16 protein-coding genes are annotated in these 15,504 nt (G+C 43.5%); 4 read left to right on the top strand and 12 right to left on the bottom strand.

The features are described from left to right. Positions 1–38: 38 nt before the first annotated feature. On the top strand, positions 39–1,499 hold the full coding sequence (gene rng, locus K370_RS04725) for a ribonuclease G (RefSeq protein ID WP_047539370.1): 1,461 nt from the start codon (positions 39–41) through the stop codon (positions 1,497–1,499). Between the two features lie 83 nt (positions 1,500–1,582). On the opposite strand, the gene K370_RS04720 is transcribed toward rng, so the two are convergent. The 3 genes from K370_RS04720 to K370_RS04710 all read right to left on the bottom strand — a co-directional run bounded on the left by K370_RS04720 (position 1,583) and on the right by K370_RS04710 (position 3,759). Beyond that, a complete protein-coding gene (locus K370_RS04720) occupies positions 1,583–2,158 on the bottom strand; it encodes a YggT family protein (protein ID WP_047539368.1) in 576 nt (191 codons plus the stop codon). Positions 2,159–2,227: 69 nt separating this feature from the next. Beyond that, on the bottom strand, positions 2,228–3,034 hold the full coding sequence (gene proC / locus K370_RS04715; protein ID WP_047541641.1) for a pyrroline-5-carboxylate reductase: 807 nt from the start codon (positions 3,032–3,034) through the stop codon (positions 2,228–2,230). A 35-nt stretch (positions 3,035–3,069) separates the two neighbouring features. After that, on the bottom strand, positions 3,070–3,759 hold the full coding sequence (locus tag K370_RS04710; RefSeq protein ID WP_047539366.1) for a YggS family pyridoxal phosphate-dependent enzyme: 690 nt from the start codon (positions 3,757–3,759) through the stop codon (positions 3,070–3,072). Between the two features lie 91 nt (positions 3,760–3,850). On the opposite strand from K370_RS04710, the gene K370_RS04705 reads away from it, so the two are divergent. Both K370_RS04705 and K370_RS04700 read left to right on the top strand, forming a co-directional pair. Continuing rightward, positions 3,851–4,894 (top strand): type IV pilus twitching motility protein PilT, encoded by a 1,044-nt coding sequence (locus K370_RS04705; protein ID WP_047539364.1) that lies wholly within the window; start codon positions 3,851–3,853, stop codon positions 4,892–4,894. Between the two features lie 53 nt (positions 4,895–4,947). Next, a complete protein-coding gene (locus K370_RS04700; protein ID WP_047541640.1) occupies positions 4,948–6,084 on the top strand; it encodes a PilT/PilU family type 4a pilus ATPase in 1,137 nt (378 codons plus the stop codon). Positions 6,085–6,194: 110 nt separating this feature from the next. Here K370_RS04700 and K370_RS04695 read toward each other — a convergent pair whose 3' ends face one another. The 9 genes from K370_RS04695 to K370_RS04655 form a co-directional block, all read right to left on the bottom strand. Next, positions 6,195–6,998: an OmpA family protein gene (locus tag K370_RS04695; RefSeq protein WP_047539362.1), complete on the bottom strand. Its 804-nt coding sequence runs from the start codon at positions 6,996–6,998 to the stop codon at positions 6,195–6,197. Between the two features lie 27 nt (positions 6,999–7,025). Beyond that, on the bottom strand, positions 7,026–7,610 hold the full coding sequence (locus K370_RS04690) for a hypothetical protein (RefSeq protein WP_047539360.1): 585 nt from the start codon (positions 7,608–7,610) through the stop codon (positions 7,026–7,028). 169 nt (positions 7,611–7,779) lie between these two features. Then, positions 7,780–9,063, bottom strand: coding sequence for a dihydroorotase (locus tag K370_RS04685; protein ID WP_047539358.1), 1,284 nt, complete (start codon positions 9,061–9,063; stop codon positions 7,780–7,782). Continuing rightward, entirely contained in the window at positions 9,060–10,031 is a 972-nt protein-coding gene (locus K370_RS04680; RefSeq protein ID WP_047539355.1) for an aspartate carbamoyltransferase catalytic subunit, read from the bottom strand. The genes K370_RS04685 and K370_RS04680 overlap by 4 nt, the downstream gene beginning before the upstream one ends. Then, complete coding sequence (gene pyrR / locus K370_RS04675; RefSeq protein ID WP_047539352.1) at positions 10,024–10,569, bottom strand: bifunctional pyr operon transcriptional regulator/uracil phosphoribosyltransferase PyrR; 546 nt, start codon at positions 10,567–10,569, stop codon at positions 10,024–10,026. Before pyrR ends, K370_RS04680 begins: the two co-directional genes overlap by 8 nt. Before the next feature lie 55 nt (positions 10,570–10,624). Further along, entirely contained in the window at positions 10,625–11,119 is a 495-nt protein-coding gene (ruvX, locus tag K370_RS04670) for a Holliday junction resolvase RuvX (protein WP_047539350.1), read from the bottom strand. 30 nt (positions 11,120–11,149) lie between these two features. Continuing rightward, positions 11,150–11,725 (bottom strand): YqgE/AlgH family protein, encoded by a 576-nt coding sequence (locus K370_RS04665; protein ID WP_047539349.1) that lies wholly within the window; start codon positions 11,723–11,725, stop codon positions 11,150–11,152. Positions 11,726–11,814: 89 nt separating this feature from the next. Further along, positions 11,815–12,915 (bottom strand): bifunctional 3,4-dihydroxy-2-butanone-4-phosphate synthase/GTP cyclohydrolase II, encoded by a 1,101-nt coding sequence (gene ribBA / locus K370_RS04660; RefSeq protein WP_047539346.1) that lies wholly within the window; start codon positions 12,913–12,915, stop codon positions 11,815–11,817. After that, positions 12,915–13,541: a riboflavin synthase gene (locus tag K370_RS04655; protein WP_047539344.1), complete on the bottom strand. Its 627-nt coding sequence runs from the start codon at positions 13,539–13,541 to the stop codon at positions 12,915–12,917. The genes ribBA and K370_RS04655 overlap by 1 nt, the downstream gene beginning before the upstream one ends. 211 nt (positions 13,542–13,752) lie before the next feature. Between K370_RS04655 and K370_RS04650 the strand changes: the two genes are divergently transcribed. Continuing rightward, positions 13,753–15,378, top strand: coding sequence for a hypothetical protein (locus K370_RS04650; RefSeq protein WP_235272693.1), 1,626 nt, complete (start codon positions 13,753–13,755; stop codon positions 15,376–15,378). Positions 15,379–15,504 lie beyond the last annotated feature (126 nt).

The following is a 15,504-nucleotide window of genomic DNA, read 5'->3' as shown; positions in this document are numbered from 1 at the left end:
TAAACTTTGAAATACAAATAAAAAGATAAGGTAAGCAATTGGGACAAGAGATATTAATTAACGTAACGCCACAAGAAACGCGAGTTGCCGTACTAGAGCAAGGCATCGCTCAGGAGTTGCATATTGAGCGCAGTTCGTCACTAGGGATTGTTGGCAATGTGTATCGCGGTAAAGTGTGCCGTGTATTGCCAGGTATGCAATCTGCGTTTGTTGAAATTGGTTTGCAGCGCGCTGCTTTTTTACATGCTGCGGACATTATGGATTGCCATATAGATGGTGAACCTCAAACTGACCGGCCGATTCAGGATGTGTTGCGCGAAGGCCAATCAATCATTGTGCAGGTGATTAAAGAGCCGATTGGCACCAAGGGCGCGCGATTAACAACAGAAGTCAGCATTGCAGGGCGTTTTTTAGTCTTTTTGCCGCATCAAGAACATATTGGCGTGTCGCAACGTATTGAAGATGAAACAGAGCGGGAAATGCTGCGTAATCGCTTACTAGGTTTGTTGCCAGAAAAGCGTTCTGGCGGCTTTATTATCCGCACCATGTCAGAAGCGGCTTCTGATCAGGAATTACTTGCGGATATCGAGTACTTGCAAAAAGTGTGGGCGAAAATTCAGCTAGATAGCCAATCGGCGAGTGAACGCTCACTGGTCTTTTACGATTTAAGCCTGCCTCGGCGTATTTTAAGAGACGTCGTGAATGATCAAACGGTGAGCATTCGCGTGGATTCCAAAGAAACCTACAATCAGTTAAAAGAGTTTGCTGAATTATATGTAGCCAAAGCGGTTAAGCCTTTGTATCACTACCAAGGCGAACGACCGATTTTTGATTTTTATAATATTGAAAAAGAAATCGAACGTGCTCTTTCGCGCAAAGTGGAATTAAAGTCCGGTGGTTATTTGATTTTCGACCAAACAGAAGCGTTAACCACGGTGGATGTGAATACGGGTAGCTTCGTTAGTGGCAAAAATCTATCTGACACCATTTTTAAAACCAATTTAGAAGCCACGCAATGTATTGCGCGGCAATTAAGATTGCGCAATTTGGGCGGTATCATCATCATAGATTTTATTGACATGGATGAAGATAGTCAGCGTGAAATCGTATTGGAAGAGCTTAAAAAAGCGGTTGAGCTAGACCGAGCACGAACGAGCGTTAATGGTTTTACCTCGCTCGGTTTGGTAGAAATGACGCGTAAACGCACCAGAGAGAGTTTGGCACATTTGCTGTGTGAACCTTGCGATGTGTGCCAAGGGCGCGGCGAACATAAGACGGCACAAACGATCTGCTATGAAATTATGCGTGAATTGCTACGCGAATCGAAACAGTTTAATGCCAAAGAGTTTAAAGTAATCGCTTGCCCGCAAGTGATTGATATGCTGCTGGATGAGGAATCGCAAAGTTTGGCGAATCTATCGGATTTTATTAGCAAACGCGTGACTTTACAGCCTGATAGCCAATATGCAAGAGAGGCGTTTGATATTATTTGGATATAGCGTTAAGCCGCTCAGGACAGTTACCCAGGTGACTTAACGTTAACAAGTGATTTCTGCCAGTTTTCTTGCGACAATTTAGCGATTTAAAAAAGCCCGAGCAATTGTATTTCTAATGTTTTAAACACTGAAATATTGATCATTTGCAATAAAACAAGTGCGACTAATGGCGAAAAATCGATACCGCTGGCGCTTGGGATAACTTTGCGTATCGGCGCTAAAATGGGCCTTGTCAGAGCATCTAAAACTCCAGCAATCGGCGTATAAGGATTCACCCAGCTTAAAATGACCTGCAATAAAATGGCGTAAAAAAACACATCCAAAGCGGTGTGCAATACTCCAAGTACGCTTAAGCCCACAAAACCAATCCAAACAACGTCGCCGGCCACAAGCAACGGAAAATTGCGCAGCATTAATAAGCTTATCTGCAATATTAACTGCGTGACGAAGGCTAAAAACAACGTAGATAAATCAATCTTTTTGAGGCTAGGAATCACTTTTCTGGCAGGTTTAACCGCAAAATCTGTAAGCGTCATCACCATCAAACCAAGCGGGTTGCCAAAAGGTACTCTTAATAATTGCATAAAAAAACGCAGCAAAAATACCAGTGTTAGTAAATTTAAAACAGTGCTGAGTAGAAACTGGAGTGCGGTTGTTAACATGAACAATTGCCTTGGTTGTGGTTGTTAAATCGATAGATATTAAATCTGTGGCTATTAAATTGTAACTACTTAATCCTGACCTAACTCATCACCTAAAGTTTTCGCACGTTGATAGGCTTTTTGTGCGGCTAAGGTAATCGCTTGTTTAACCTGTGAATTTTCCAGGCTCAATAAACCTTGTTCTGTAGTGCCGCCTTTTGAGGTGACTTGTGTACGCAGAATGTCGATTGGCGTTGTGCTCGCATCGGCCAGTAAGCTTGCACCTTTGAAGGTAGCAATGCTCAATTGTTTGGCTTCATCGTCGCTTAAACCCAATTCAAGCGCCGCCGTTTGCAGTGCCTCAATTAAATAAAATACATAGGCAGGGCCGCTGCCAGAGATTGCCGTAACCGCATCCAGTTTTTCCTCGGAATCCAACCATAGTGTGCTACCTGCTGCCTTGAGTATTTGGTCAGCCAGCGCAATATGTTTTTCGGATACATCGGGCAAAGCGTACAAACCCGTTACGCCTTCTTGAATCTGTGCTGGCGTGTTAGGCATGGCGCGAATAATCGTTGGGTAATTGTCCAGCCAGCGGCTTAAATCGCCTAAACGAATGCCTGCGGCAATTGAAATCACCAATTGCGTGGTTAGAATTGGTGCCAATGTTTTTGCCAATGCTGGCAATTGCTGTGGCTTAATCGCCAGCACAATGACATCGTAATTACTCACATCGGCCAGTTCTGCACTCACTTGAACGCCCAGTTGCTCTAATTGCCCCCATTTGCTGGCATCACGTTCGATCACAAGAATGTTTGACATGACGACTTGTCTATTTTTTAAGCCCACAATAAGGGCATAAGCCATGTTGCCGCCACCGATAAAAGCTAATTTCATGCGTTGATTCTCATTAGTTGGTTGATTCAGTTTGTTCATGCAGGAATAGATCGTGCCCCAAATAGGGCGGAGCCAATACGCACTATGGTAGCACCTTCGTGAATCGCTGCAACATAGTCTTCGGACATACCGATTGATAGTGTGTCGATTGCGAACCCTTGTTGCTGCAAGTTTTTAAACGCTGTGTGTACGATTTTAAATTGCGCACATTGCGTTGCGTAATCGTTAGCAGGCGCAGGAATTGCCATCAAGCCGCGCAATATCAAGTTCGGCATGGTGTTAATAGCATTTGCCAGCGCAATTGTTTCAGCCAAACTAGCGCCGCTTTTCGTGGCTTCTTCACTGCTATTGATTTGAATACACACATTTAACGGCGGTAACGAAGGTGATCTTGCATTGGATAATCGCTCTGCGATTTTAAGTCTATCGACTGAGTGCACCCAATCAAAATGTTGTGCAATCAGTTGGGTTTTATTGCTTTGAATAGGGCCAATAAAGTGCCATTCGATATTTAAATCGCTTAATTGCTGCTGTTTGTTAATGGCTTCCTGCACATAGTTTTCGCCAAATGCACGTTGCCCAGCTAAGTATGCGTTACGCAGTTTGTCGGCCGATTGCGCTTTGCTCACGGCTAGCAATTGCACGTTATCTTTTCTACCCGCCGCTGTTAACGCTGCGTGAATATTTGCTTGAATCGCTTGCAAGGAATCGGCAATTATGGTCATAATTCAAACACTTTAAACAATTAGTTTAATGTACTTTATGAAGTTTCGTCTTCATCGTTTACACAAGCCTAAATTATAGCAGGAGCCGCAAGTGGATATTTCAGATTTACTGGCCTTTTCGGTTAAGAATAAAGCATCAGACTTGCACTTGTCTGCAGGCTTGCCACCGATGATTCGCGTACATGGCGACATTCGTAAAATCAATGTTCCTGCATTGGATCACACGCAAGTGCATGGCATGGTTTACGACATTATGAATGATGGGCAACGCAAGGTTTATGAAGAGACGCTGGAATGCGACTTCTCATTTGAGATACCGAATTTAGCACGTTTCCGTGTGAATGCGTTTAATCATAATCGTGGTTCTGGTGCAGTATTCAGAACGATTCCTTCTAAAATATTAACCTTGGAACAGCTGAATTGCCCTGCGATTTTTAAGGAAATTGCCAATACACCGCGCGGTATCGTGCTAGTAACAGGACCTACAGGTTCAGGAAAATCAACCACCTTAGCGGCGATGGTGGATTATATTAATGAAAACGAAATGGGCCATATTCTAACCGTAGAAGACCCAATCGAATTTGTGCACACATCCAAAAAATGTTTGATTAACCAACGTGAGGTTGGGCCACATACCTTGTCTTTCCAGAATGCGTTGCGCTCTGCGCTACGTGAAGACCCTGATGTAATTTTGGTGGGTGAGATGCGCGATCTGGAAACGATTCGTTTAGCTTTAAGCGCGGCAGAAACAGGTCACTTGGTGTTTGGGACCTTGCACACCAGCTCTGCTGCCAAAACGGTGGACCGTATTGTGGATGTATTCCCAGCGGCAGAAAAAGAAATGGTGCGTTCCATGCTGTCAGAGTCATTGCGCTCTGTCATCTCGCAAACTTTATGTAAAACCAAAGATGAGCAGGGTCGCGTTGCTGCGCACGAAATTATGATTGGTACACCGGCGATTCGTAACTTGATTCGTGAAAATAAAGTGGCGCAAATGTATTCTGCGATTCAAACAGGCCAAAATATCGGTATGCAGACCTTAGATCAGAATCTGCAGGATTTGGTGCGTCGCAATGTTATTTCTGCTAACGAAGCGCGTAGCAAAGCTGCGAATAGAGACTCAATTATTGGTTAAGTATAATTTTATTTAATATAAAAATAACCAGAAAATTAAATTAGGATTCGATGATGGAAAAAGGCCAAGCTGAGAAATTTGTATTTGATTTGCTACGCTTAATGATTAGCAAAAAAGCATCGGATATGTTCATCACCGCTGGTTTTCCACCTGCGATGAAAGTTGATGGCAAATTAACGCCAGTCAGTCAGCAAATATTAAGTGCACAGCAAGCGCGGGAAATCGGGCGTTCTATTATGAACGACAAACAAGCAGCTGAGTTTGATGCCAGCAATGAGTGTAATTTTGCGATTGGCTTGCCTGGGGCTGCACGATTCAGGGTAAACGCTTTCGTACAGCGCGGCTCTGTGGGCTTGGTATTTAGAACCATCGCCACCAAAATCCCTAAATTTGAAGATTTAGGTCTGCCTGAAGTATTAAAAGACATCGCCATGACTAAGCGTGGTTTAGTGATTTTTGTCGGTGGTACGGGTTCTGGAAAATCCACTTCTTTGGCAGCTATGGTTGGTTACCGCAATGAGAATAGCTATGGGCATATTATTACTATCGAAGACCCCGTTGAGTTTGTGCATGAACATAAAAATTGCATTATCACCCAGCGCGAAGTTGGAGTAGATACCGATAATTGGCATATTGCACTTAAAAATACGCTGCGCCAGGCGCCAGATGTGATTTTGATTGGTGAGATTCGCGACCGTGAAACCATGGATTATGCGATTGCCTTTGCTGAAACAGGGCATTTATGTCTAGCTACATTGCATGCTAATAGTACCAACCAAGCCTTGGATCGTATTATCAACTTTTTCCCGGAAGAGCGTCGTCATCAGTTGTTGATGGATTTGTCGCTGAATACGCGTGCGTTTATTTCGCAACGATTGATTCCTAAAATAGATGGTATTGGTCGCGCTGCTGCGATTGAAATTATGATTAATTCGCCGCTGATTTCAGATTTGATCTTCAAAGGCGATGTGCACGAAATTAAAGAAATTATCAGCCGTTCACGCGAATTGGGTATGCAAACCTTTGATCAGGCTCTGTTTGACTTACATGAATCAGGTGCAATTAGTTATGAAGATGCATTGCGCAATGCAGATTCTGTGAATGACTTACGCTTAAAAGTGAAGTTGCATGGCAAGGATGCGCATGATAAAGATTTGTCTGCAGGATTGGATCATTTAGGAATTGTTTAATTTAACAGTTAGGGTTTTAAGATTGAAATAAAAAAGCCGATGCATGCATCGGCTTTTTTTATTGGAAATTATTTTAAACTGGCTGATTCAATGAGCGATTTATTCCATATTTATTCTATCGAAATTTCTACCCGTCGTGCTTCAGCTAAATCGGCTCCACCATCTACACTTTCAGGTTTGCGTTTGTCTATTCTGTCATCATCAATGCCCGCATCTTCTAGAGCATCCTCCACTGATTCGGCGCGGCGTTTAGCCAGTTTTTGGTTAAACGCCTTATCCCCGCTTGAATCGTGATAGCCTGACAATACTGCTGTAGATTCAGGATGTGCTTTCAACCATTCGATAATCGCTGCAAGACTGGTGCTGGCATCATCAGGCAGTGAGGTTTTGCCAGAAGCAAAGTACAGTTTTACCGCTGCCGGAGGTGAAGATGCTGCAACTGGTGGCCCACTGGCTTTAACGACAAACTGATTGTCAATAGTGATGGCTGGTCCAAAAAATGCTTGGGCATCTGCGCCTTTTTGCTTTTTGATTTCCTCACTATCAACGATGCCCGATAACAATACTTTTTTATCGTCACCTTGCGCACGTAAATCTTCCCCGCTTAATATAGCTTTCAATTTGTCAGCTTGGGCTAACCAAACCGCATTGCTTGCGTCACCTGTGCTGGTCACATCGCTTTGCGTCGCAGTAAAGCTAAATTCATCGCTGGCTGGCGCACTTGGCGTTATTTCGGTGCTTGGTGCGATTGTAGCTTCATTTACTGGTGTGCTAACTAATGGCTCACAGCAAGCACTAGATGGCCCACGACCTGTGAGCAGCATCCATAATAATATTAACGCGAGAATGAGCGCAATTATCCATGTCCAGCGCTTGTAGCTAGCTTGATGTTGCGCAGATTGATTGGTTTGCATAACAGTTACTCCTAATGTCGTTAATAGTTATTTTTTAACGCCACCAGAAAGCTCATCCTGCAATTTCTTGAGTTCTGCCCATTTGTTAGCCGATGCCAATGCCGCCTGTTTTGCCCAAGTACTTGGGTTAGCTATGCGATAGCGTGCGCCGCCTTTATCTAGAATTGCACGTAATTGCGGTACCGTTTGTACTGCCAGTTCTGCAAACGTTTTAATACCATTATCTTTAAATAATTCACTAATTTTGGGGCCAATACCTTCTACAACAGTCAGGTCATTGGCATTTTTAATGCTAAAGCCAGCGGCTTTTGCTGTGGCAATATCAATGGCAACTGCTGTGCTGGCTATTTTTTCAGCAGGTTTGGGCGTTGCTTTTGCTTTAGTAGCGGGTTTTGGTGCCGGCTTTGCAGCGGAAGACGTAACTGCTGCTGAAGTGGGTATGTCGGCTATTTTTGCAGGAGATGTAGTGTCTGGTTTTGTAGCAGGAGTAGGGGCGGTATGATTAGTGTTAGCGCAGCATTTACATAACCAGCGATTGAGCAACCATCCAATTAAAACGCCTAAGAGTAGCCAAAACCAGCAGCAAGATAACGTACTAAAAAATGCACTCATTATTAATCCCCAATAAATATGATGAATTGAAACAAAAGCTAAATTAATACAAAACTGTTATATCTTGGTGACTATCTGCGCGTTTTGGCAAAACGTCAAGTATGTAATATTTCAAATGCCTAATCTTTTGGTTATTCATGCCTCATAAAAAATCACCGTGTGAATGAATTTAATTAGATTCGTCTTGGTAAGTGATCTGCCCATGCAGTAAAGTGTACTGCACTTTTCCTGTCATCTCTAAACCCAAAAATGGAGTGTTTTTGCCTTGGCTTTTTAGTTGGTCTGGCATTACTTTCCATGTTTGATCGGGATTGAATATAGTAATGTCCGCATCGCTGCCGATGGATAAATGACCACTATTGATACCCAATATTTGGGCAGACTGATCAGTGATTTTGGCAATCGCTTCGGCAATATCCAGCTTTTGATTGTTCGCCCATTTAAGTGCCAGCGGTAATAGTAACTCTAAGCCGGTTGCGCCGGCTTCAGATTCTGCAAATGGTAAAAGTTTTGCATCATCATTCACTGGTGTATGGTCCGAGCAAATTGCATCAATCGTGCCGTCTTTTAAACCCTGGCATAACGCGTCTTTGTCGCGTATGGAGCGCAATGGTGGTTTAAGGTGTGCATGCGCATTGAAATAGCCGATGTCTAAATCGGTTAGATGCAGGTGTTGTGCGCTAACATCTGCGGTGACTTGTACACCTTGTTTTTTCGCTTCGCGCACAAGGTTAACGCCTTCAGCGGTCGATAATCGGCACAGGTGTATTTTGGTGTTGGTTTCATGTGCAATGCGTAAAATGCTGGCAATAGCCAGACCTTCTGCTGCAGATGGAATACCTTTCAAGCCAAGCCTGCTGGCTATTTCTCCATCATGGGCGACGCCATTTTTGGCAAGATAATCATCTTCTGCACGTAGAAACAAGGTGAAGCCAAAGGTAGATGCATATTCGCAAGCACGCCATAGCACTTGAGTGTCGATAATGGCGTGATCTGCCTGACTAAAACCAACACAGCCTGCTTCAGTCAGTTTGCACATTTCGGTCAGCAATTTGCCTTCCAACTGTCGAGTTAATGCGCCCAGTGGATAGACATGCGCCAGATTAAGTTGCTTAGCCCGGTATTTCAGCATTTCAACTAACCCTGGCTCATCTAATACCGGTTGTGTATCTGGCGTACAAGCCAAGCTAGTAACCCCACCGGCTGCAGCGGCATTTAATTCGCTGACTAAAGTTGCACTATATTCAGAGCCTGGCTCGCGTAGCCTTGCACTTAAATCGACAAAACCGGGGCTGACAATCAAGCCGCTGGCATCAATGGTTTGATTGGCAACGAAATCTTTTGGGGCGTGTTGAATACCAACGATTTTTCCAGCAGCAATGTAAACATCACATTGCGCATCAATTTTATTTTTCGGGTCAATCAAGCGCCCATTTCTGATATGAATTTTCATGCGCCACTCCCTGTTTGTCCGCTGCCGCCACCAAGGATTGCCATAACCGCCATGCGCACGGCAATGCCATAAGTTACCTGTGGCAATATAACGGACTGATTGCCGTCTGCAACACAGGAGTCAATTTCTACGCCGCGATTCATCGGGCCAGGGTGCATGACAATTGCGTCTGGTTTAGCCAGTTGGAGTTTCTCTTGTGTTAAGCCAAAGGTTTTAAAGTATTCTTGTGCAGAAGGCAGCATCGCACCATTCATACGTTCATTTTGCAGGCGCAACATCATAACAACATCCACGTCTTTTAATCCCGCTTTCATATCATGAAAAACCTGTACGCCCAGTTTTTCAACGTCAGTCGGCAATAATGTTTTGGGCGCAATCACGCGTACTTCTGGCACGCCAAGTGTTGTCAATGCGTGGATTTCGCTGCGGGCAACCCGTGAATGCAGTACATCGCCCACTAAAGCAATACGCAAATTGTGCATATCCGGCTTATAGCGGCGAATGGTGAATACATCCAATAAGCCTTGCGTAGGGTGCGCATGGCGACCATCGCCCGCGTTAATCACACTGATATGATCTGGTACATGCTGTGCAATAAAATGTGGTGCTCCACTTTGGTTGTGGCGCACCACAAACATGTCGGCGTGCATGGCGATTAAGTTATCTACCGTATCTAAAATCGTCTCACCTTTAGATTGGCTGGAGGTGCCAACATTCAGATTAATCACATCGGCGGATAATCTTTTGGCGGCGATTTCAAAAGTGGTACGCGTACGTGTACTGTTTTCAAAGAAGATATTACACACGGTTTTACCGCGCAATAAAGGTACTTTTTTGATATCGCGTTCAGCCACGCCGACAAAGGTCTCCGCCGTATCCAATATCTGATTAAGGATGCGTGTAGGCAAGCCCTCAATCGTGAGCAGGTGTTTAAGATTGCCGTCAGAATCAAGTTGTGGATTAATCATTATTAGGCTCTAAACGAATATATTCAGTGGCAGACTCTTTTAAACTAAGATGCAATTTGCCTTTGGTGTCTTGTGATAACTGTAAACTTTGGTTGTGATTGAGCAAAATTTCCGCCCCTACAATATTGGGTGATATCGGCAACTCTGCACCACCACGGTTAATTAAGACCGCCAATGTGATGCTGGCTGGTCTGCCATAATCAAATAACTCATTCATAGCAGCGCGCGTGGTGCGGCCTGTGTAGAAAATATCATCTATTAGAATAATGTGTTTATCTTGCACATTAAAAGGAATGTTAGAGGGTTTTGATTCTGCTTTAAGTCCGCGTTGCGCATAGTCGTCACGATACAGTGCGGCATCTAATGTTCCATAGGGAGTATCTAGCTTTAAAGTATTCAATATGCGTTGCATTAACCACACACCGCCGCTGTGAATACCTACAAAGGCGCAATGTTCAATATTGGTCGCAAGGTTTAATTGCGCCTGAATCTTGGCGGTAATATCACTTAATAGTGTTTCTGGATTAGGTAGTTGCATAGGTAAAGTTGTATTCAATGTTTGTCAATTTCTGGCCTGACTATTCAAAACCCTGTCAATTCGAAAGTCCGTCAAAATGCGATTGTAATATGGTTTGTGCTGCGACGGCATCGATTAACGCTTTTTGCTTAATGCCTTTAATGCCGGCTGCATTCAGGTTTTGCGCTGCATCGGCTGAACTCAATCGCTCATCAATCATCATCACCGGCAAATTAAAGCGGCCTTCCAGCCGCTGTGCAAACTTCTTGGCCAGACTGGTCATTAAGTGCTCGCTACCATCCATATGCGTAGGTAAGCCAACGATTAGCAGGCTAGGCCGCCATTCTTGAATAAGATTGGCAATGCAATTAAAACGAGCATCGTTAGTTTCAGATTCAATCGTCGTTAAAGGATGGGCTACTTTTAATAGAGTTTCGCCTACGGCAACACCAATGCGTTTTTCACCAAAATCAAAGGCTAATACCGTGCCTGAAATATCAGGATATTTGCGCTCTAGAATGGGTAAATGGCTTTGATTTAAACTGTTTTTAGATTGAGGATTTTGTGTCATTTAAGCTGCCCAAACTTATTCATGCTCAATTTACGCATGTCCTGCCACATCCGATAAATTAGCCCAATTAAGTCCCATTAACTGCATGGCGAGGTCAAATCTTTCAAGGTTTGGCGCGTCGAAAATAAGAGCGTGAATATCATGCAGATTGTTTGTATCTAAACTTAACCAGGAGTTATTGAGCATTTCTTCTTCCAATTGTCCGGGTGTCCAGCCAGCGTAACCTAAAGCAACTAGCATCTTTTCCGGACCATTGTTTTCTGCAGCGGCTTCTAAAATGTCTTTAGAAGTAGTGAGCGCAATCGTGTTGCCGACCAAGATAGTTGAGTTGTATTCGATTTGCGGTGTGTGCAGAATAAAGCCGCGGTCTGTTTGCACAGGGCCGCCATAGTGCACAGTTTTTTCAAGCAAAGCGGTTGAGCTGGAGTCGAGTTTGATCTGTTCGAACAGGTCGGTAAGCGTAATATCTGTTGCGCGATTGACTATCACGCCCATTGCGCCATCCTGATTATGCGTACATATATACGTGATGGTTTTAGAAAAACGCGGGTCTAACATCGCGGGCATCGCGATGAGAAACTGACCTGTAAGATTAATATTTTCCAATGGTTATAATTTTAACACGAATTATTTTAAAATAATCAATACCTTAAGGGGCCGATTGCCGGTAACAAATATTAATGTTTTTCAGCCTGTTAAGACTCAGATTCTAAGTATCCTGTAATCTCTAATCCGAACCCCATCATGCTTGGCATTTTGCGTGGAGTCGCCATTAAGCGCATTTTTCGCACACCCAAATCCAGCAGAATCTGTGAGCCGATGCCATAAGTGCGTAGTTCTTGGTTATAGCGCGCGGGTTCGTCCGCGTGATTAATTCGTGCCACCAAATCGGCCGCGCCTTCACGATGTTGCAATAAGACAATCACACCGCATTCCGATTTGGAAACGGCTTGCATCGCTTGCAGCATATTCCAGCTGTGGGTACAGCTGCTGCTATCCAGCAAATCAAAAACCGATAGTGGTTCATGCACACGCACCAAAGTTTCTTTTTCGGCAGAGGGGTCGCCTTTTACTAATGCCAAGTGTGTTTCATTGGCAATCTTGTCAGAATAGGCAATCAAGCGCATTGGGCCATAAGGCGTACTGACGATACGCTCTGCCGCGCGCTCAATGAGTTTCTCATTCTCACTTCTGTAGTGAATTAAATCCGCAATCGAACCAATTTTTAAACCATGTTCGCGCGCGATTTCAACCAAATCGGGCAAGCGAGCCATTTCGCCATCTTCTTTTAATATCTCGCAAATAACCGATGCTGGCTCTACGCCAGCCAATGATGCTAAATCACAGCCTGCTTCGGTATGTCCTGCGCGCACCAGTACACCGCCATCTAAAGCTGTTAATGGAAAAATATGTCCTGGGCTAATAATACTTTTGGGATTCGCATCTTTGGCGACGGCGGCCTCAACGGTTGTGGCGCGGTCTTTGGCGGAAATGCCAGTGGTCACGCCAGTCGCAGCTTCAATTGAAACGGTAAAGTTGGTGCCTAAACGCGTGCCATTTTTTTGCACCATTGGCGGCAGATTCAATTGTCTGCAACGCGCTTCTGTTAAGGTTAGGCAGATAAGTCCACGGCCATATTTCGCCATAAAGTTAATATGTGCGGCAGTAGCAAATTCTGCCGCGATGACAAAGTCGCCTTCATTTTCACGGTTCTCATCGTCGACCAAAATAACGATTTTTCCGGCTTTAATGTCGGCAATAATGTCAGTGACAGGGCTAATAGATTCTAGTGGCATTATTTGGCTTTTTCATTATTCTTTTGTTCATTATTTTCTTGCGCCCACTCTGTCATGCGCTCAACATAGCGCGCAATTTGGTCAATTTCTAAATTAACGCGGCTACCAACTTTAAGCTGGTGGGAAGTAGTATTTTGTAAAGTGTGCGGGATGATATTCATGCTAAACGTATCTTTTTCGATGCTATTTACGGTTAGGCTCACGCCATTCACACAAATTGAGCCTTTTTTTGCGATGTATTTGGATAGTGCGCGCGGCGCTTCAATCGTCAATGTCCAGCAATCACCTAAATCGGTAAAAGCCACAACGCTGCCCACGCCATCTACATGACCGCTGACCAAATGCCCACCTAAACGATCGTTTAAACGCAAGGCCTTTTCTAAATTGACGGCTTGCGGCTGATCCAGGCCGACAGTGACATTAAGCGTTTCTGTCGAAACATGTGCGTGAAAATGGGTTTTGGAGCGCTGAGTGGCCGTTAAACACACACCATTAACGGCGATGCTGTCGCCTAAGTCCACATCTTCTAAACCTAAAGCGGCTGCGTGGATAACCAACTGAATGTCATCGCCCATTTTGCTGGCCGATTCAATCTGCCCGACTGCTTGAATAATTCCTGTAAACATGGCTTTATTTTAACAGTTCAGCTTAATAAGCGCTAACTAGAATTATTGGTTTTAGCGGTATTGTTTAATGCGATTTCGTGCATTAAATCGGCATTAAATAATTGGTACACATTTTGCAGATAAGCAATTAAGTAATTTTACACTCAGTAAGGTTTGCAAAATGTTGTCAATGGTGATGCACAAAATTCAGTCGATTTTTCAGCAGCAGGATATGCAGAAAGAACTTGGCTGGTTAAATACTTTGCCTGCAATGGCAGAGCTGGATGTGTTGATTGAAACTAGGCAGCAATTGGCGAAAATTGAATTCGAATCGATCTATGACGCCGAATATCAGATTGAATTAGTGTTGCAGATTGATAAAAATACTTATCGCTATGCCAAGAAAGAAACGCATAAGTATTTGACTATATTGAAAATAAATAAGAAATTAGAAGCCAGCATTTATAACGCAGCCTATTTGTATTACAGGCAATTATATGTGGCGTATACACAATTTTTAGCGTGCTATCAAAGCCAAGGTAAGGTTGTTTTGGCTGAAGAAAAAATTAATTTGATTTTATGCCGATTATTAAATGCGGCTTTTTCAATGGCTAAATGGCGCTATTTTGATGATCAGCCTGCGCCAACCGGCACATGGTCGACTGTTCATAATGTCATCAGACTTGCTGAAAATTTGGCGATGATGAACAGGAATTTATTTCTGTATAGCTTCCATCGAAAAGAAACCAGCATTGCGGCCATTCTAAAACAGGGTTTTATGATGGATACCTTGCAGAAAGGTAACTATAGTCGCCTGCAAATTCAGTTAACAGAGCAAGTGTTAAAGATTTGGGCATCTAATCCATTGATTTTGAATAAATACCGTCAGGATAAGGTGCAGTTTTTTATCCCATTAGAGGGTGATAAAGGGCCAGAAAGAATCCGCACAGTAGAAAAGTATGCGGAATATCGCTTTTGGAAAACGACACGTCTTGTGGATAAAATTGAAGCGTATTTGTGTGCGGTAGATACAAAAAAAACACTGACGGAATTTGGTTTGGATAAAGTCGCGCCACCATCCGTGGTGCTTAAGCTGTTTAAAAAATTACGTGCAGAATGGTGTGTAGAGGGTTTTGAGCGACAACGCAGAAAAGAAGCGCGACATAAAGGTAGCAAGTTATTAAATGTTAGTCATGGTTTAGAGGATATTTGTACGCGCTTAAGAGCCATTAGTGCCAGCACAATCGCAAGTAGTGATGAGCTGGACTTTAAGTTGGCACAGCAACGCAGAAATAATATCTCGCCACGCGTGAATACTCATACACACATGCATTATTTGGGTAGCGAAAATTGGTGGATGGTGGATGAAAGCAATGGTGGGTTTGCGGTGGATTTAGGCAAGGAATTTAATCAATGGGTCGAGCCAGGTACGCTAGTGGGTTACACCACGGTTGATGATAAGAATACATTGGTCATCGCCGAAATCAGAAGTGTGCGTAAGCAAGTAAATGGTACATTCAGAGCCGGGCTTGAGGTGTTGGGTGTGCAATCTGCCTGTATGAAAGTGGCGCTTGTTGATATGAATCATGAGCATGAGACATGCAGCGGTTATTTTGTCGATGATAGCGACGACAATCGCCCAGTGAATTTTAGTCAGCTAAACGTATTTTCTGGCATATGGGTTGCAAAAGAACATACTCCGATAAATAAACCGCATGCGTCATTAATCCTGCCTAGAAGCGAATATAAGCGCGGCAGCCAGTATTTGATTCATATAGATGGTGAAGATAAACTTGTACAAGCAGGCGTGTTAGAGCGAAAACAGCGCGACTGGGTGAGTGTAGCAATCACTATTTAAGTCACTCTGCTTAATATTATTAAGTTAAGCTAATTTTTTCTGGCTTTATTAAATTCTAGCTTAGATTTTTTAATCTAAATCCAATCAGGCTGTTAAAAATAGCCGGCTAAAATTGCAATCTTAATT

Source organism: Methylotenera versatilis 7 (genome assembly GCF_000799165.1).
In the GTDB taxonomy this organism is placed as follows: domain Bacteria; phylum Pseudomonadota; class Gammaproteobacteria; order Burkholderiales; family Methylophilaceae; genus Methylotenera_A; species Methylotenera_A versatilis_A.
The sequence above is the reverse complement of the archived record's forward strand: the minus strand, read 5'-3'. Positions and strand labels throughout refer to the sequence as shown.